The sequence below is a fragment of the Psychrobacter sp. YGAH215 genome (assembly GCF_007280595.1).
Taxonomy (GTDB): domain Bacteria; phylum Pseudomonadota; class Gammaproteobacteria; order Pseudomonadales; family Moraxellaceae; genus Psychrobacter; species Psychrobacter faecalis.
On the sequence record NZ_VKLR01000001.1, the window covers coordinates 100,049 to 118,506 of the forward strand.

General features: G+C 43.8%; 15 protein-coding genes and 1 other RNA gene. 2 read left to right on the top strand and 14 right to left on the bottom strand.

Translation table 11 applies throughout. From position 1 onward, the window contains the following. Positions 1 to 211: 211 nt before the first annotated feature. The gene (locus FOR85_RS12580) at positions 212 to 373 is read left to right on the top strand and encodes a hypothetical protein (protein ID WP_190295457.1); all 162 of its coding nucleotides are present in this window, start codon (positions 212 to 214) and stop codon (positions 371 to 373) included. Between the two features lie 51 nt (positions 374 to 424). Here FOR85_RS12580 and FOR85_RS00350 read toward each other — a convergent pair whose 3' ends face one another. Beyond that, positions 425 to 1,123, bottom strand: a complete 699-nt coding sequence (locus FOR85_RS00350) for a YoaK family protein (RefSeq protein WP_144296217.1) — start codon at positions 1,121 to 1,123, stop codon at positions 425 to 427. 109 nt (positions 1,124 to 1,232) lie between these two features. Next, a complete protein-coding gene (locus FOR85_RS00355; protein WP_144296218.1) occupies positions 1,233 to 2,039 on the bottom strand; it encodes an enoyl-ACP reductase in 807 nt (268 codons plus the stop codon). Positions 2,040 to 2,391: 352 nt separating this feature from the next. On the opposite strand from FOR85_RS00355, the gene folE reads away from it, so the two are divergent. Beyond that, positions 2,392 to 2,988, top strand: coding sequence for a GTP cyclohydrolase I FolE (gene folE, locus FOR85_RS00360; RefSeq protein WP_223808440.1), 597 nt, complete (start codon positions 2,392 to 2,394; stop codon positions 2,986 to 2,988). Between the two features lie 135 nt (positions 2,989 to 3,123). Here the strand turns inward: folE and FOR85_RS00365 are convergent, their stop codons facing one another. The 12 genes from FOR85_RS00365 to ffs form a co-directional block, all read right to left on the bottom strand. After that, positions 3,124 to 4,434 (bottom strand): iron-containing alcohol dehydrogenase, encoded by a 1,311-nt coding sequence (locus FOR85_RS00365; RefSeq protein ID WP_144296220.1) that lies wholly within the window; start codon positions 4,432 to 4,434, stop codon positions 3,124 to 3,126. Positions 4,435 to 4,717: 283 nt separating this feature from the next. Next, the gene (locus FOR85_RS00370) at positions 4,718 to 4,960 is read right to left on the bottom strand and encodes a hypothetical protein (RefSeq protein WP_144296221.1); all 243 of its coding nucleotides are present in this window, start codon (positions 4,958 to 4,960) and stop codon (positions 4,718 to 4,720) included. Positions 4,961 to 4,994: 34 nt separating this feature from the next. Further along, positions 4,995 to 6,704 carry an ABC transporter ATP-binding protein gene (locus tag FOR85_RS00375; protein ID WP_144296222.1) on the bottom strand — a complete coding sequence of 570 codons (1,710 nt, stop codon included), beginning with the start codon at positions 6,702 to 6,704 and terminating at the stop codon, positions 4,995 to 4,997. Position 6,705: 1 nt separating this feature from the next. Beyond that, on the bottom strand, positions 6,706 to 7,788 hold the full coding sequence (locus FOR85_RS00380; protein WP_144296223.1) for an ABC transporter permease: 1,083 nt from the start codon (positions 7,786 to 7,788) through the stop codon (positions 6,706 to 6,708). Then, positions 7,788 to 8,855, bottom strand: coding sequence for a microcin C ABC transporter permease YejB (gene yejB / locus FOR85_RS00385; RefSeq protein WP_144296224.1), 1,068 nt, complete (start codon positions 8,853 to 8,855; stop codon positions 7,788 to 7,790). Before yejB ends, FOR85_RS00380 begins: the two co-directional genes overlap by 1 nt. 213 nt (positions 8,856 to 9,068) lie before the next feature. Further along, a complete protein-coding gene (gloB, locus tag FOR85_RS00390) occupies positions 9,069 to 9,848 on the bottom strand; it encodes a hydroxyacylglutathione hydrolase (RefSeq protein WP_144296225.1) in 780 nt (259 codons plus the stop codon). A 132-nt stretch (positions 9,849 to 9,980) separates the two neighbouring features. Further along, on the bottom strand, positions 9,981 to 11,813 hold the full coding sequence (locus FOR85_RS00395) for an extracellular solute-binding protein (RefSeq protein ID WP_144296404.1): 1,833 nt from the start codon (positions 11,811 to 11,813) through the stop codon (positions 9,981 to 9,983). A gap of 245 nt (positions 11,814 to 12,058) precedes the next feature. Beyond that, positions 12,059 to 13,168: a 3-phosphoserine/phosphohydroxythreonine transaminase gene (gene serC / locus FOR85_RS00400; protein ID WP_144296226.1), complete on the bottom strand. Its 1,110-nt coding sequence runs from the start codon at positions 13,166 to 13,168 to the stop codon at positions 12,059 to 12,061. Between the two features lie 135 nt (positions 13,169 to 13,303). After that, positions 13,304 to 14,218 (bottom strand): hypothetical protein, encoded by a 915-nt coding sequence (locus tag FOR85_RS00405; RefSeq protein WP_144296227.1) that lies wholly within the window; start codon positions 14,216 to 14,218, stop codon positions 13,304 to 13,306. A 145-nt stretch (positions 14,219 to 14,363) separates the two neighbouring features. Next, positions 14,364 to 17,411 carry a M48 family metalloprotease gene (locus FOR85_RS00410; protein WP_144296228.1) on the bottom strand — a complete coding sequence of 1,016 codons (3,048 nt, stop codon included), beginning with the start codon at positions 17,409 to 17,411 and terminating at the stop codon, positions 14,364 to 14,366. A 49-nt stretch (positions 17,412 to 17,460) separates the two neighbouring features. Further along, positions 17,461 to 18,057: a LemA family protein gene (locus FOR85_RS00415; protein ID WP_144296229.1), complete on the bottom strand. Its 597-nt coding sequence runs from the start codon at positions 18,055 to 18,057 to the stop codon at positions 17,461 to 17,463. 208 nt (positions 18,058 to 18,265) lie between these two features. After that, positions 18,266 to 18,362, bottom strand: an RNA gene (gene ffs / locus FOR85_RS00420) — signal recognition particle sRNA small type. Positions 18,363 to 18,458: the final 96 nt, after the last annotated feature.

Here is an 18,458-nt window from a genome sequence, read left to right on the forward strand (position 1 = left end):
ATGTGGTTATAGAAAAATTAAGCAGTAATCCTTGTGATGTATGGTTACACATCGTCACTAAACAAGCGTACACCGTGTATGTACAAGCGTACAGTGCTATCTCATACTAAATAAGTTAATTAAAACTAAAAGCCGATAAATTTACCCATTATATTTTTAAAATTTTTATTGGACTTTATTGGACATTGATAAAAGCAAACAGGAGTATGCTATGCCAAATTCAAATAAAACCGATTCGACCACAAAAATGGCGCCAAAAGATATCAATCAAGACGGCTTGGATAAAAAAGATCAGCAGCGTACCGACGACTCCGCATTAGATATGATGCAAGGGTTGCATGAACATGAAGATCACGAAGAAAACGATAAGTAGTTTGTCTCGTTAAGCTTATTTGAATTAGAAAATTAAAATAAAAAGCGCTCATCAAGCAGATGGGCGCTTTTTTTGTCTCGGCTGTCTTTTTTCTGGCAAACGGTCTGACATATAGTTATAGAAAAAAGCTGCACTCAAAACAATGCTAATAGGGACAAATAACGCGCCATAGCCAACTTTGGCATATAAAAACGCCCCGACTGCGCCGCCACCGCAAAAGCAGTACCAAATAATCGCTTGAAAACCCAAGGTGGGCTTACTAATACGGCGACCTGCCAGCCAGTTGCCGATGGCAGCGCCCATATCCGAGGTTAGTCCGGTCAAATGCGTGGTACGAATAACCGCGCCGCTATAAGTGGCGACCATCGCATTCTGTAAGCCGCACGCCATCGCCGCTGCCAATTGTCCTAAATAATCATGCTGCTGATATAACCAATAGCTCATCAATAATAGTGCCGCTTCTATATACAGGGCACTGCCGTAACGCCGACCCAGCTTTAATGATCGTTGCCCAATCACAAAACCGCTTAATATTGCCCCAGCCAAAAAAGACAGTAGCAAAGCACCGATATATAAAATACTGCGACCGTCTAAATGCGCAATCGCCGCTGAAAACAAGCTGACATTACCCGTCACATGCGAGACAGACAGATTGGTAAAACCCATTAATGCGGCGGTATTGACGCAGCCTGCGCTAAATGCCAGTACAGCGCCGCCCCACAATATCCATTTTGGTAATCTGGTTATCATATTCGTTGCCTAATGGCCCAACACCAAAAAGCCCTTATTATAACCAAAAAAGACAGCCAATTGGCCGTCTTCTCTACTGCTTAACTCATATTAACTTTGCTTACAACCATTATTTTGTCTCATCAAGCATCATTAATTGCTCACTGATAGCAACGGTATTAAAACCTGCATCCACAAACATAATCTCGCCAGTGATACCAGATGCCCACGGTGATAGTAAAAATAGCGCCGCATTACCGACTTCGGTCTGGGTAATATTACGCTGTAACGGGGCAATTTTTTCACTGATATCGAGCATTTTACGGAACGATTTGATGCCGCTTGCCGCAAGGGTACGAATAGGACCAGCAGAAATGGCATTGACACGAATACCTTCACCGCCCATCGAGGTAGCAAGGTAGCGCACACTGGCCTCTAAACTGGCTTTTGCCATACCCATAACGTTGTAATTTGGCAACACGGAAATGCTGCCTTCATAGGTCAAGGTCAACATAGAACCATGACGCATGGCTAGCAGCGCGCGTGCTTCTTTGGCCAAGGCCACAAAGCTATAGCTTGAGATATCATGAGCAATTTGGCTGCCTTCGCGGGTCGTCGCACTGGTAAAGTCGCCATCAAGCTGATCCATGGGTGCAAAGCCAATCGCATGTACCACACCATCGATACCATCGCCCCAATGCGCGGTCACTTGCTCAAAACATTCAGCAATCGATTCATCTGATGCCACGTCACACTCAAGCACCAAGTCCGCTTCAAAGGCTTCGGCGGCCATATCGACCCGTTTTTTAATTTTTTCATTGGGATAAGTTAAAATTAACGACGCGCCTTCACGGTGCAGCGCTTCAGCAATTGACCAAGCGATAGAAAGTTTGCTTGCGATGCCGGTAACGACAAAGCGCTGTCCTTGTAGTAACATAATAGTTCCCCGTAAATCAATTTAAATGACAGATTATTTTTAATAGCTCGCTCATAAATAGCGAGTGAAGACACAAATTAAAAGATGACTCATTATACACGAATTGATTTAAGTAAACACTCGTATACTGTATTTACTTACACGCTATAAACGCTTAATCTCCTTTCATAGTAATAGCTAATATGGATAAAACGATTATCTACTGAGCATAGCAGTATGAAGTTAAGCTGTTTTCAAGTATAATCACAGCCCTCCCAGCTTGCACAATTTTTATAAAAATCCTTTACAACCATTGTTTGTAAACAAGGATTAGCGTTAAGCTACACCCACATTTTGGATGGCTGCCAAACTTATGAGCAATACCCCAACAATAGCAACAGATTTTCATGAAAGTGTTGAATCCTATCGTCAGCTAATCACCTCAACTGGCGAAGACTTAGAGCGTCCTGGCTTGCAAGATACTCCAATACGCGCGGCAAAAGCGTTTGCGCATTTGACGCAAGGCTATCATCAAAGCTTGGAAGAAGTGGTCAATGGCGCGGTATTTCCATCGACCAATCGTGAATTGGTCTTGGTGCAAAACATTGAATTTTATTCATTATGTGAGCATCATATGTTGCCATTTCATGGCGTCGCGCACATCGGTTACTTGCCCAATGGTCAAGTATTAGGGCTGTCAAAGTTCGCCCGTATCGTCGATATGTTTGCCCGTCGCTTGCAAATTCAAGAGAATTTAAGCGAACAAGTGGCACAAACGATTATGGATGTGACAGGTTGCCGCGGTGTGGCAGTGGTTATGGATGCAGCGCACATGTGCATGATGATGCGCGGCGTTAACAAGCAGCATTCAACCACGCGCAGCACAGCGATGCTAGGCGAATACGTACACGACAATCAAGCCCGTAATGAGTTTTTAGATGCGGTGCCAAAGCGTAAACCTGCGTTTTAATATCGTTTAAAATAAAACCAGTGCTAGTTATAAGCAACCGAGAAGTAAAGAAAAAGAGCACATTGCGATAACAGCAATGTGCTCTTTTTTATTTTTAGAAATTGTTAATCGGACTTATTAAGTAGCTTAAATAACTTAAGCAACTTTACCAGTTTTTGCATCACGACTGGCGTGCTCATCACTGGCTTGCTTAATCTTGGTTAAAATATCCTTAATTTCAGCGGCAGATAGATAAGTCGGCACCGCATAAGTATCGCTGACTTCTTTTGCCGCGGCTTTGGCAATATCATTAAAATCACTGCTTTGCATATTTTTAACGGTTGGATCGATATTTAAGGTAGCAATCAGCTCACGTACTTGTGCGATGAGACTATCGGCAATATCGCTATCACTCTTGCCAGCTTGACCCGATTTGACCATACCAGTCTTGCGAGCTAACTCTGCCAATCTTTTTTTGCTGCCTTTACGATTGACGTCAAGCACATACGGCAGCACGATGGCATTGGCACGGCCATGGGGGATACTATAGTGCGCCCCCAACTGGTGAGCGATAGCATGGACGTAGCCAAGACCGGCTTTATTAAAGGCGATACCGCCGTAGTGAGCAGCGATACCCATCTCTTCACGGGCTTTGAGGTTGCTGCCATCTTTATAAACTAGGGGTAGATTTTGCATCACAGCTTTAACCGCAGAGGCAGCATAATAATCGGTCTCGACGCTAGCATTGGCACTCATCCATGCTTCTAAAGCATGGGTTAAGACGTCGATACCCGTATCAGCTGTGATATGCGCCGGCATGCCTTTCATAATAATCGGATCGATAGCCGCTGCTAATGGCACCATTCTTGGGTCGATAGACAGGGCTTTTTGATGCGTTTTGTCATCTGACACCACCGCACCCAACGTCGCTTCTGAACCGGTGCCCGCTGTGGTCGGAATACAATAAAGCGGAACCGAAGGCTTTCTGGCTTTTAGGATACCGATAAGCTGTTTTGGCTTACAGTTATTGCCCTGTGACATCGCAATCATTTTAGCGGCATCAATAACCGAGCCGCCACCGATGGCAATAATCGAGTCGCACTTAGCATCGACAGACTTGCGCAATCCTTCTTCGACGACTTTAAAAGTAGGATCTGGGGTAATGCCGTCGTAGATTTTATAGCTAATATTTTTGCTATCTAGATAGTCTGTGACTTTCGCAGGGATGCCCAGTTTGTTTAATACTGCGTCCGTAACGATAAAAACATTGGTATTGCCTTCATTGATGAGCATGTCGCACAAATCTTCACATGAGGTCTCACCGACAAATAACATCGGTCTTCTGATAGGCACAACGTAAGCGAACGCTTTTAGCACTTTGGCACGCGTCTTAGCAACCGCCAAATAACCAGCGTGTTGTAAGCCTGTACTACTGACCAATTTAGAAATTGTATTTTGTTTTTTCATGGGTATAAAAATCCTTTTTAATGATGCTAATACTAGCAATAACGACAACCTGAATCAGCGAATCATCACCGCTGTCAAAATAGAAATGCTTGCAAAACAAAAGCACGGTGAATAAAAATACTGCATCAGCGTCTATATAAAGCAGACTACTGTTTAAACTTATTGTACCACCGCCATTTTTAGGATGTCATGATTATTATGAACTGCTATGTTCTGGTTATTTAGCGTCGCATCTTTACTTATACAAAGAAAATCAGCCATCAACTTACTTCTTTACGAAAACTTAAAATAGTCTCAATAGCGACTTGTTGTAGGTTCGTTCAGGCTTTTTGTCCACGCGCTTGGCTATCCAACTAGGATCGCCATCATATTCAATCAATTCGACAAATTCTCTAGGTAGATTTACAGAAACGCCACCAAGATCGCCAATGGCATATTTGTCTTCTGTATTAGCTACGGTTGAACTATCCGAACAACCACTAAGCGATAGAGCGCTAAATAAAAGCATCAAGCATAATTTTCTCATGTTTTTTACTTATAATAATTGATAGCGTTTATTGTTATAACAAATTCGCCTGCAACAGCTGCTGTGCGTATGGGTGCTGTGGGTTATTAAACACATCTTCGCTAGGGCCCGACTCAATACACACACCATCTTTTATCACCATCATATGCTGACATAAGGCGCGTACTACTTTTAAATCGTGGCTGATAAACACATAGCTGACTTGCAATTTTGCTTGAATTTCCCGTAGCAAGTTGACCACCGTAACCTGCGTGGTGCTATCAAGCGCCGACGTTGGCTCATCTAATATCAATAAACTTGGCTGCATAATAAGGGCACGCGCAAGGGCGACGCGCTGACGCTGACCACCTGATAGTTCATGCGGATAACGCTGCGCAAAATCAGCTGGTAGATGCACTGTCGCCAAACTATCCATCACTGCTTGCTGGCGTTCTGCTTTATTGACACCTTGAACTAACAGCCCTTCTTCGACGATTTGCATGACTGTCATGCGCGGATTGATACTGGCAAAGGGGTCTTGAAACACCATTTGACTTTGCGAGCGAAAGGTGCGCAAATCACGTTTGGACAATGCTGTCATGTCCTGTCCATTGACCATTATCTGACCACTGACACGCGCTTGATTACTGAGTAATTGACTTAGCGCAAGGGCAATCGTCGTTTTGCCAGAACCTGACTCACCAACGATACCTAATGCCTGCCCTTTCCGCAGGGTCATATCGACATCTTTTACCGCATCAAACCAGCGTTTGGTACCGCCAAACAAGCTTTTTTCAATCGGAAACTGCACTTTTAGATTACTGACCTGCAATACGGTTGGTAACTGACTTTCATCATCCAATAAACTGAGCGCGTGCCCGAAATCTTGCTGAATAAGCGAGCGGGTATATTCTGCTTTCGGCTCATTAAATACCGCTGCCGTTTGCCCTTGCTCAATCGTTTGCCCTTGGCGCATAACGATGACATCATCACTATAACGCCTGACCAGATTGAGATCATGGCTGATTAATATCATCGCCATATTGTGCTGACGTTTGAGATTATCTAGTAGCTCAAGAATCTCATGTTGCAGGGTGACATCAAGCGCGGTCGTCGGTTCATCGGCGATTAAGATATCAGGCTGCTGCGCCAATGCCATAGCAATCATGACTCGTTGGCGTTGACCGCCTGATAACTCATGCGGAAAGCGATTCAGTTTATCAGCAGGATCGTTGATATTGACATCGTTTAATAAAGCGATACTTTTATCGCGCCACTGTTTTTTGGCTAAGCCACTGATACGCAAGGATTCTGCAATTTGTTTGCCGACGGTATGTAGTGGGTTTAGCGCCGTCATCGGCTCTTGAAACACCATACCGATACGCTGCCCTCGTATAGAGCGCAGCGCCGCATTACGTGCCTTATGATTAGCTACCAGTAATGTCATCATTCCTTTTACATCTGCTAATTTTACATTGCCAGTAACGGTCAAACTGTCCGGTAGCAAACCCAACAGCCCAAGACTGGCAATCGACTTACCAGAACCCGACTCACCTACGATAGCTAACGTCTGCCCTTGCCTAAGCTCATAAGATAGCTTATCTACCAGAGCAACACCTGCATGAGTTATGATGCTAAGTTTATCTACGCTCAGCATGAGCTTGTTTTGGCTGTTGCTATGACTATGATTTAAATAGGCATTTTGCTCAGTAGCACTTTGCTCAGTCGTCGTCATATTAGCGTTTATCATCTTATCAGTTGTCATATCAGGAACGCCTCGGATCAAAGGCATCACGTAGCGCTTCGCCAACGAAGATGAGCAATGATAAGATAAAGGTTAAGCTAAAGAACCCTGATAGCGCAAGCCATGGGGCATCAAGGTTGTTTTTCCCTTGTACCATCAGCTCACCAAGCGACGGTGAACCAGGTGGCAAGCCATACCCTAAAAAGTCTAACGCTGTTAAAGCAATAATATTAGCCGTTAAAATAAACGGCAGTTGTGACAAGCTTGATGCCAATGCATTTGGCAAGATATGCCTGAGCATGATTTGACTGTCTGATACCCCAAGGTTACGCGCGGCACGAACATAATCAAAATTACGCGCGCGCAAAAACTCTGCCCGTACCAAACCGACTAGCCCCATCCAACCGAATAACAACATCATGGCGAACAGCATAAAGATACTAGGGCTAAACAAGCTGACCAAAATAATAATCATAAACAGCTGAGGCATCCCGCCCCATACTTCCATAAAGCGCTGCCCGGCCAAATCCACCCAGCCACCATAATACCCTTGTATCGCACCAACGATAATACCAATGAGTGCCCCCGCGAGCGTCAGTGCCAGTCCAAACAATAACGATACCCGCAACCCATAAAGTATCCGCGCCAGTACATCGCGTCCTAAGTCATCAGTGCCCAGCCAGTTCTGGCTATTGGGCGCGGCTGGATATGGAATCCCAAGCTCAACGTTGGGTGTCTGGTCAGCAAAAGGAATGGGCGGCATAATATAAAAGCCCTGCCCATCAATCAGAGCTTGCACCGCAGGGTCCTTATAGTTGGTTTCGGTCTCAAACACTCCGCCAAAAGTCGTTTCAGGATAGGCTTTTAGGAAGGGGAAATAATAATCACCTTGGTACTGCACCAGTAGCGGCTTGTCATTGGCAATCACATTGGCTGCCATACAAATGACAAATATCAGGGCAAAAATAAATAGCGATGTTACTCCAAGGCGATTATGACGAAAACGCTTTAGACGCGCCTGCCAGATAGGGTTTAGGCGGCGTTTTTTTTCTATAGCAATAGACGCTGCGCTTGAGGGTGTTGAAGATAATGGATGACTTGACATTAGCGCCCCTCAAAATCAATACGCGGATCAATTAAGTGATAACTCAAATCACTGATTAACTGCAATAACAGCCCGAGCAAAGTAAAGATAAACAGCGTACCAAATATCACCGGATAATCACGCTGCTGAATGGCTTCGAAACCCAACAACCCCAAACCATCAAGTTTAAAGATAATCTCAATCAAAAAATTACCGGCAAAGAAAATCCCAACGATGGCCGCTGGGATACCGGCGATAATAATCAGCATCGCATTACGAAACACATGGCCGTATAACACTTGCCGTTCGCCCAAGCCTTTGGCGCGCGCGGTAAGGACATATTGCTTACCGAGCTCTTCTAAAAAACTAAACTTGGTCAAGTAAGTCAAGCCAGCAAAGCCGCCAACGGTACTTGCTAGGAGCGGCAATGCCAGATGCCAAAAGTAATCTTTCACTTTACCAAAGGCGCTTAATTGATCGAAATTTTCGGAAGTTAATCCTTGCAGCGGAAAGATATTCCAGTAGCTGCCACCAGCGAAAAACACCAATAGTATGACGGCAAATACAAAAACGGGAATCGCATGGCCGATAGCAAGCAGCATTGCCGTGGCTTTATCAACCCCCGAGCCATGATGCATGGCTTTATAAACACCCAGTGGAATGGCTATCATATAAATCAGCAACGTGCTCCAAAGCCCGAGTGAGATGGATACAGGCAGCTTTTCTATAATGAGGTCAGTCACAGTCTGACCTTTAAAAAACGACTCACCAAAATCAAGCTTGGCGTAATTCTTGAGCATGAGCCAAAAACGCTCAGGTGCTGACTTATCGAAGCCGTATTGCGCATTGATGGCCGCTACCATCTCCTCCGATAGGCCGCGCGTGCCTTGGTAAGTACTAGTATTACCGGCACTGCCCGCACCAAGATTACCGCCGAGCGCATTGTCCTTTGCGCTTTGCTCAATAAGCGCCAGTTGCTGCTCAACAGGGCCGCCCGGCGCCGCTTGTACAATGACAAAGTTCGCCAGCAATATCAAAAATAGCGTCGGTAATATCAGTAGCAATCTTTTTAAGATATAACGACCCATAATGGCAGCTTCCTAAAATAAAGAGATATGACAATTTAGGGCGTGTCCTCATTTTAAAAATGGTCATAAAAATGAGATAAATTGCAGTCAAACGAGGAAAATAGCGCAAATAATATCGGGATATTAGTCAGCTATTTGACGATGTTTGGCAAAATTTAGCCATTTTTAGCCCATTTAGATACAATCGCTTGAAGTGAGGACACGCCCTAGTATTTAGAAGTTATTTTTAAGCTCACGTAACGCAGCAAATATAGTCAAAGACTTGTCATCATCGATAATGACTTTAGACTTCACCCCTGCTATCACACTGGGCTCTTGCGTACGCAAAAACACATTGATTGCGCGTTCATGCTCTAAAGTGACTGGCAGCGTCGGGCCACCTTGGGCGGTTTTTTCTTCTGCTTGAATCAGTGCTTGCTGCATTGCTTCATTAGTAGGTTCAATAGATAGTCCAAAGCGCAGATTACTGGCAGTATACTCATGAGCAGGATACAGCAGCGTCTCAGCTGGCAAGCCATTTAAACGCTTAAAGCTCTCATGCAATTGCTCAATCGTGCCGGTAAAGACACGTCCGCAACCGGCACTAAATAAGGTATCACCGCAAAAACAATGCTTTTGTCCATCGATATCTAAGATATACGCCATGTGGCTGGCGGTATGACCAGACACGTCCCACACTTGCGCGGCGCAGCCCCACGCACTGACCGTACTGCCGTCTTTAATGGTCTGGTCTTCATCGACATTGTGCTCGGTATGCGCAACCAAATGCGTCATCGGATAAGATTCTTGTAGCTCTGCCACGCCGCCGATATGATCATGGTGATGATGCGTGGTCCAGATAGACGTCAGCTCCAAGCCATTTTCTTCTAAATAAGCGATAACTGGCTCGGCTTGACCCGGATCAATGACAATCGCCTGCTTATTATTTTCATTAATGAGTGTCCAAATATAGTTGTCATTGAACGCTTTAATGGGGTGAATACGAATACTCATATAAAATCCTTAGCAGTGATTGTCTTTATTACTGATGTTTTCTATTAAATTTTAAAAACCAAATGAAACGTGACTTTACTTATTGGTTTAAATGATAATTTTTAAATAACTGTTTTGAGCCATTATCTTAAACTATTGCTTTAAGTATCGATTAACACGGGCTTCCGCTTCTTTATCTGACCACCAATAATCGATACCGATCGCATTGGTCGGCAGCTTTGCAGTATGACGATATTGATTCCAGTAGGCAACATTGGTGCTAGATTTGCCGTATAAAGGGACTAAATAATGTCCTGCCCGTAGCAGGCGATCGAGTACGTGCGTATATAAGACAATCTCATCGCGACTTTTAGCATCGCCCAGTTTTTTAATAACACTGTCAATCGCAGGGTTTTTAATACCGATGGTATTGGCGTTACCCGCTTCATCGGCGGCAGCACTACCCCAAAAGCCCACTTGCTCCGCGCCAGGCGATAAGCTCTGGGCAAAGATGTCGACCATCATATCGTAGTCAAATCGGCGCACACGTTCATAATATTGCGGCCCATCGACTTGGCGTAAAGTCGCATCAAAGCCCAAACGCTTTAGATTACGAATATAAGGCAACAATACCCGCCCCATAGTTTCACCCGTCATCAAGATCTCAATCTGAGCAAGCTTACCGTTTGGCTGATACAACTTCATATCTTGATAATAAAAACCAGCCTCTAGCAATAGCTGCCGCGCCTCTAACAATCCTTGACGATTAAAGCCGCTACCATCGCTGGTTGGCAATCGCCATTCGTCTAGTACCGCTTGCCGTTGAATCGGTTCAAGCTTGGCGAGCAATGGTTTTAATACCTGCATCTCAGCCGCAGATGGCGTGCCAGTAGCAGCAAGCTCCGAGCCATGAAAAAAGCTTTGTAAGCGCTCATATTGCCCATGGAATAATGTTTTATTCATCCACTCAAAGTCGTAAGCTGCCGTCAAGGCTTGGCGAACGCGAATATCTTGAAAAATGGGCCGGCGCATATTCATCACCAAACCCTGCATTGGCACAGGGTTTTCACTGCTGATGGTTTCTTTATGAATCAAACCGGCTTTGACAGCGGGGAAATTGTAACCTGTTGCCCAGTTAGAGGCTTTGTTTTCTAGCCGAAAGCGATACTGCCCAGATTTAAAACCCTCAAAAGCAATCTCATCACTTTGATAATAGACAAACTTAATCATATCAAAATTATAACGACCGCGATTGACCATCAAATCCCGACCCCAATAATTGTGATCACGCACATAGCTGACCGCACGCCCCGCATCGACGCGGCCAAGTTTATAAGGACCACTACCCATTAATGGCGTCAATGTTATTTTCTCAAAATCTGTATCAATCGAAGATTTAGCAAAAATAGGGAATTGCCCAACCGTTAATAAAATCTCTTTATTGTCATCAGACTTAAAAACAAACTTGACGCGCTGCTTATCGATAATCTCAATGTCTTTAATATCGCCCAAATAGCTGCGGATATACATTGGGCCTTTAGTCAGTATCGCATCATAGGTGGCTTTAACATCGTGACTGGTCACCGCTGTCCCATCCCAAAAGCGCGCGGCAGGATTAACATGGTAAATAATCCAACTGGTGTCATCGGGATCATAGGTGACTTTATTTGCCAGCTGCGGATACATGGTAAAGGCTTCATTGAGTGAGCCCGTCATCAAGGTATCATACAGATAGTCCGTACCAACCATCGCCACACCTGTGGTCATCCATTTATTGGCCGCATTAAAGGTGCCGCGTGCCTCAAGCGATAATGTGCCACCCTTGGGCGCATTGGGATTGGCATAAGGCATGAACGGCACGTCAATATACTCAGTGGTACTATTATGCCCAAGCGCCGTTGTGGTGATTGGCGCGGCGATACTAACAGGTATCCAGCTGATAGTCATGGCAACTAAGACGGCTTTTAGCATGGTATTTTTTAGCATCATGACTGTATAACCACCCTCATAACGACCCTCTACTCTAAACCAACTTGGATAAAAAATGCGCGACTGACGGCAAAATAGACGATTGACGAAATTTTATCATAACAAACTTAGGTTTTTTAACCTAATATTTTGCAGCGTTAAGGTTGCTACATGACGGATTATGCAGCTTAAAAAACACTAATACGCATAAAAAAAGACGCAGCTTATAAAGTTGCGTCTTTTGTTTTAAAACCCGTGCTAACTTAAGCGTGCTTTTTTTCAAAGGCGATCATAAAGTCAACCAACTGCTGCACCCAATCTAGTGACACCGCATTATAAATACTGGCGCGCATACCGCCGACATCGCGGTGACCTTTTAGATTCATGAGGCCTGCTGCTTCCGATTCTTCTAAAAACACTTTATCAAGGCTACTGTCCGCTAAGGTAAACGGCACATTCATGATAGAGCGATATTTGGGGTCAACTGGATTGCTATAAAAGCTGCTGTCATCGATGGTTTTATACAGCAAATCCGCTTTTTGCTGGTTGATTTTGCCGATAGCAGCGACGCCGCCCTGCTCTTCTAACCAATCAAACACCAGCCCTGCTAAATACCAAGAATACGTCGCTGGCGTGTTTGACATCGACTCTTTTTCCGCCTGATGTTCATAGTTCATCAGTAGTGGGCACCATTCACTCGCTTTGCCCAATAAATCTTCACGGATAATGACAATAATTAATCCTGCTGGCCCGATATTTTTTTGCGCACCCGCGTAAATCATGCCGAATTTAGACACGTCAATTGGCTGTGACAAAATGCAAGAAGACATATCGGCGATAATTGGCGCATCGACTTGTGGCGGCTCAAATATTTGTACACCATGAATGGTTTCATTGGCGCAGTAGTGAAAGTACGCCGCATCTTTACTCAGGTTCCAGTCGCTTTGGGCTGGCACGTCGGTAAAATTACTGTCTTTACCCGTTGCCACCACATTAACCTCGCCCAAACCCAGTTTGCCATAGCGCTGTGCTTCTTTGACCGCTTTACCAGACCAAGTACCTGTCGTTAGATAGTCGGCGCGGCCACCATTTAACAGATTTAATGGAATCGCTGAAAACTGTAAGCTGGCACCGCCTTGTAAAAATAGCACTTTATAGTTATCTGGAATGTCCATGAGCGAGCGCAACTTGGCTTCCGCTTTTTCAGTAATCGCGATGTATTCTTTACTACGGTGACTCACTTCCATGACCGACATACCGCGTCCCTGCCAATCAAGCAACTCTTCTTGAGCGCGTGATAAGACGGCGTTCGGTATGGTGGCAGGTCCCGCTGAAAAATTGGGTACACGGTTAGGAGCGGCTTTAGTGGTCATAATCATTATCCTAAATATGATGAGATCATCGTGGTTATTAAAGGTTAAAGGTTAAAGGTTAAAGGTGAATGTTATCGTTATTTTTTAATCTCTGTCGTAGTAGTCGTAATAATAGTAAGTGGCAAGCCTTTAATTCTACTTTGATAACTGCTCCCAAAGCTGACGTTTAAGTTTGCTATCTTTAAGCATCTCATCGAGTGTGGGCACAGTCGTAAAGTTCGGATGCTCAAGGCCGTCAGGTAATACGGTCAATGCCGCCACTTTTATCTCTTCGCGACGACCAATCTTAAACACATATCCTGCAAGGCTGGCATTGGCAAGCTCAGCGGTATCCATACCTTCACAAATAGGAAATGAGGTCGTCTCACAGCTGATAGATAGCGCTTGGGTGATATTTTGCCACAGTTTTTGGCTGTCATTATTGAGGGCTTGGATATCAACCAAAATTACCCAATCGCCATAGCGACCACCTTGTAAATCAAAGGGTGCTACCTTTTTAAAGCTTTCCTCTTGAAAGCCCTCTCTGTTAAAACCACTGTTTTTAAAACTGCCATCTTCACAGCTTGCAGCATTATTTATGTCACCAAAAGCAGTCTGCTGAACGACCGTATTTACAAGTGAGGTAACGGCGGGCTTAGAGATGACAGGGGCAGTCGAGTCAAAATGATAGGTGACGGGGCTTTGTGGGTCAGAATGGCTTAAACCTGTCTCATTAGCGTCATCATAAGAATGATTAGATTCATCATCTAGCATATCTGATATGGCATTAATATTTGGGGATTCAATATTAGAAGATGCAATATTAGAAGATTCAATGCTTGGCTGTTCAGTGCTCGTCGCAGAAGAAGCTGCAGCATTAGATGGAGTGCTGGCATTAGATAAAGTTGAGTTAGCGGTAGTCTGCTCAGGCAGAGTAGGCGCAGAAATATCGGCAATATTCATGGTTTCAGAGCTTGGCTGCACCCACTGATTGATACCCATCATCGCTAAAATCTGGCGCTGCTGCATACGATGCTGCAATACAATTAGCGGGTCTTGGATATCACTCATGCTTATTTACTATCCTACTTATCTAAAATGGATTTACAGGCTTTTAATGTCAAAAACAATATTAAAGAACGATGTTAAAAAAAAGATTAAAAATATAGTCGATTCAATTTAAAAAATAATACTCAAATGCCGTCAATGACATTGCTTAAAAAAGCTGCCGAACGCCTAACCAATGATTGGCAAGCTCGGTCAAGCAATCATATTCATCTTGACTAACTATCGTATCGTGTAACATCACTGTATGCAACGTACTCAGCCATTGCCGGTAATTATTATAAGCATAAGGCTTATTATTAATCGCATTATAATCTATTTGAGCGTCGCCCTGTTGCCTCTGTCGATAATTATCAGCACCTTTGGCTTGAGAGCCAGATGATTGACTGGCAGACGCTATAAAAATAGGCACTGCTGCTATTAATGCCAATAATTGAATACTATTTAGATTTTGCGCAGTCAATAGTAGCCATTGCAAATTTGCCTCACTAACGGCAGCTAAATCAATATCAATCAAACGTGCATGACGGCGTAAATCTACAAGATAATGAGCAATGCTAGCACTATTATAGCTGAGCACTGAGCTACGTAATTCGCTATCTAGTGCGGATATTATCTGCCCTTTGGCATCCTTTGATAAGCGATAAGCCAATACAGTAAGCACGGTTTTTGCGGCAACATCAAGACCATCAAACACCTGCCCTGATGGGTCAAGCTGAGCATAAATATCATCCGTGCCGGCATGCAATACTTGCTGCCATTGATAGTATGGATATTGAGAGTGAAGATGCGACTGAACCTGTTTATCGTTTAATACGGCAGATATTATGGGTAGTAACTGCTGCAGCTGTAGCGCCTGCCATAACGCTAAAATCGAAGGCGAGCGACAATGGGTATCTTCTAAAGGATTTAATAATGATTGAGGCTTATTAATAGAATCATCGTTATCTATATTATCAGCAAATTTTTGACTTAAATCAGCCGTTAGGGAATTTTCAAATAGCTCAATGATACCTCGCTGATAACGCAATAGCATTGACCGACACTTTTTTTGCTGCACGTAATGTTGATGATCTTGATTACGATGACTGGCTTCATATTTTAAGCGCAACTCATCGATAGCGTTTTCTGATAAATTATGCTGGCGTAGTTGCTTTAGCGCCAATGCAATCAAAGCACTGTCTACGCGCCGATCAAGATTTGCCACTACCGCTAATAATTTATGATCGAGTGTATGCGGTAAAACTCGCGTGTTATCTATATCGACTTTAGTTTCAGCAGAAAATCTCTTATCCTCATCAAGCCCAAGCCAGATTTCAGTTAAATCATACGTTGCTGTTGTTGACAGCACATAACCCTGATGACAAAGCAGCACAGCTTCAATCAGAGCTTGCGCTCCGAGCGGATGATAACTGTGATTGAGCACATACTGCGGTAGCGATACCTTTTGTATATCTTCGATACCAATCAAGGTATCTGATGGCAAATCACTATCAGGTTTAGCTTGCCACGGCTTAAGCAGCTGATGAGTACCGATATCTTCTGCTTGCACCTGCAAACGCCCATTAATAACAACATCTTGCTCTACAACAAATTCAAGCCCACTATCGCTCTGCAATTCATTATTTATCTCACTAGTAGAATAGGTTGCGATTTCTTTTTCGATAGCAGCTTTATGAATAGTATTTTTTTGAATAGTATTTTTTTGAATGGCATCTTCGTCAATAACATCATTGAATGTATTATTAATATTTTTATCAGTGAATTTATTTTCACTTAGGCTATTTGTTACTATCACGCCCCAATCACCCAAGCGGCGCTGCTCATAAATTTCTTTTATCTTTTGCTGATTGAGACGTTTTTCTTTAGCCACTTGCACGGCGAAATCATGATAAGCGTTGGCATTGATAGCACTCATACGCTCAGCCAAACTTGGATGCGTGGCAAACCATGATACGTCACCCAAATCGGCACCACTACTGGCAAAGAAAAAATGACTTAATCCATTGATATCGGCGATGCCAGTTAGGCGCGAACCAAGTGCATCTTGATGAATGGCCTTTAAGGTTTCCATAATAGCTGGTGAGCGTGTGAGCTGCACGCTGGTCGCATCGGCAAGTAACTCGCGCTCACGATTAAAGCTGTGTTTAATCAGTTGCGCACTGGCCATACTAGAAAAACTCAATCCATGGATTAATAATGTCCAGATATTACGCGGCGCTTGACTATTGAACTTATCATTATGTTGTAGCCATCTTGACTGACTCTTAGCTGAAGATTGCTGGCTTTGCGACTGGTTTTGCCAGTAGGCGACCCATTCGCTATGAGTGGTAAAGTTGGCTGTCTGCGCTTCAGTGCGACGCGCATGGCTATCGATTGCTTTTTGCGGTAAAGGGTTGCTTTGATTGACCGCACTATTAATAAAAGAGCCATCAAAATAGTTTTGCTGAGTGTTTTGATGAGTGTTTTTATGACTGACTTTATAACCAGAACCAAAATTATTAATAGAATCACTCCAGTCATAGAGTAATTGCAATCCTGCTAGCACCACCATTAGCTGTAAATTAAACGTCGCATCGCCATGTAAGATATGACCATATTCATGCCCTATTAGCCCGTATAGCGCCTCATCAGATAGTTTATCGAGGGCGCCTTGGGTGACGACGAGTACCATATCTTGGCTATGGCGACCCGCCACAAAACCATTAATGCCTTGTTCTTCAGGCAGCACATATAAAATTGGCATTCGCAAACCTGAAGCAATGGCTAGCTGCTGGGCAATCTCATAATAACGCCGATAAACAGGCGGGAAATCCCGCTCATCACGCACGGCAATCTGGCGGGCACTAAAGCGAACTTTTGATACAGGCTGATGCTGATGGGCAACTCCTTGGCTATGCTCCCAAGCGTCTTGGCTTTGGTCGATAAATAAGCGCACTGCACCCACACGTTGAGCAATCGCCCGACCACCTGCTTTTAAGCGCCTATACTCTAAAAAACTACCAACGACAAAGCTACCGATTGTCCATACGACCACCAGTATTAATACCCAATGATAAATGCCACCGGTAAATAGCGTGAGCAGCAACGCCATGACACCAAGTGCTACAGCAATATGGGCAAAGACAATCAGAAAAAATAGTCCATAAAGCAACAAGCTGCGCTGAGTACGGCTACGCTGTGCACCAAAAAAATCCATCTATTTATTTACCTAACGCTAGCTAAACACATTTAACATTATTTGAGCATCAGCCCATATCGACGACAGGTGCTTGAGCAATTACCTTTCTATCTTCAAATACCAATGGGCTAAGTGGACGAAAGCCAAAGGTTGTGCTGACAAGATTATTAGGAAACACTTCGCGGTCATTGTTATAAAACATCACGCTATCATTATAATGCTGACGGGCAAAGCCAATCCTATTTTCGGTATTGGCGAGCTCATCCATCAGCTCTTTAATCATACTATCCGCTTTTAACTCAGGATAGGCTTCTACAACCGCTGAGAATTGCCCCAAGGCTTTTGACAACATACCCTCTGCTTTGGCAAACAACGCCATATGTTCAAGGGAGTCTGGCTGATGCTTAGTAGAATCTTGCAAGCTTTGGGCATGATTACGCGCATTAATCACACGGGTCAGCGTCTCTTCTTCATGGGTCAGATAACGTTTAGCGGTTTCGACCAAATTTGGAATCAAATCGTGACGGCGCTTTAGCTGCACATCGATTTGTGCAAAGCCATTTTTTGCTTGGTTGCGGGCACGTACCAGCTTATTAAATACTGACACCCCAAACACTACGATCAATACCACCACTGCAATGAATAGCCAAACGAACATTTTCATTATCAGACTCCAAAAGGTTTTTTGTTCACAATATTGTTATTAAAGGTTACTACATTGTATTTTAACCCATATATTTTGTTTGAAGTTTAAAATCAGACGAAATGCAGGCGAAAAAAAAGCCCTTTACAATGAAGGACTTATTGTTAGGATTGACTCGTTTAAAGCGATATAGCACGACTATCAGCAAATTTTAGGCAAAAAAAAGCGACTCCATCAGCACATCCTCGGCACACATTATAACTATTACCGTTGCTACCTTCCGGTCCTGGCGGGATTCATAGAACAATGTTGCGAGGCTACCAATGGAGCCACCAGTTGCAGATTATACAAGATTTTTTTATTATTACAACCCCCATTGTCAAACTGTTTGCTTTAGGCAATAGACAACCTTATCAGTACTA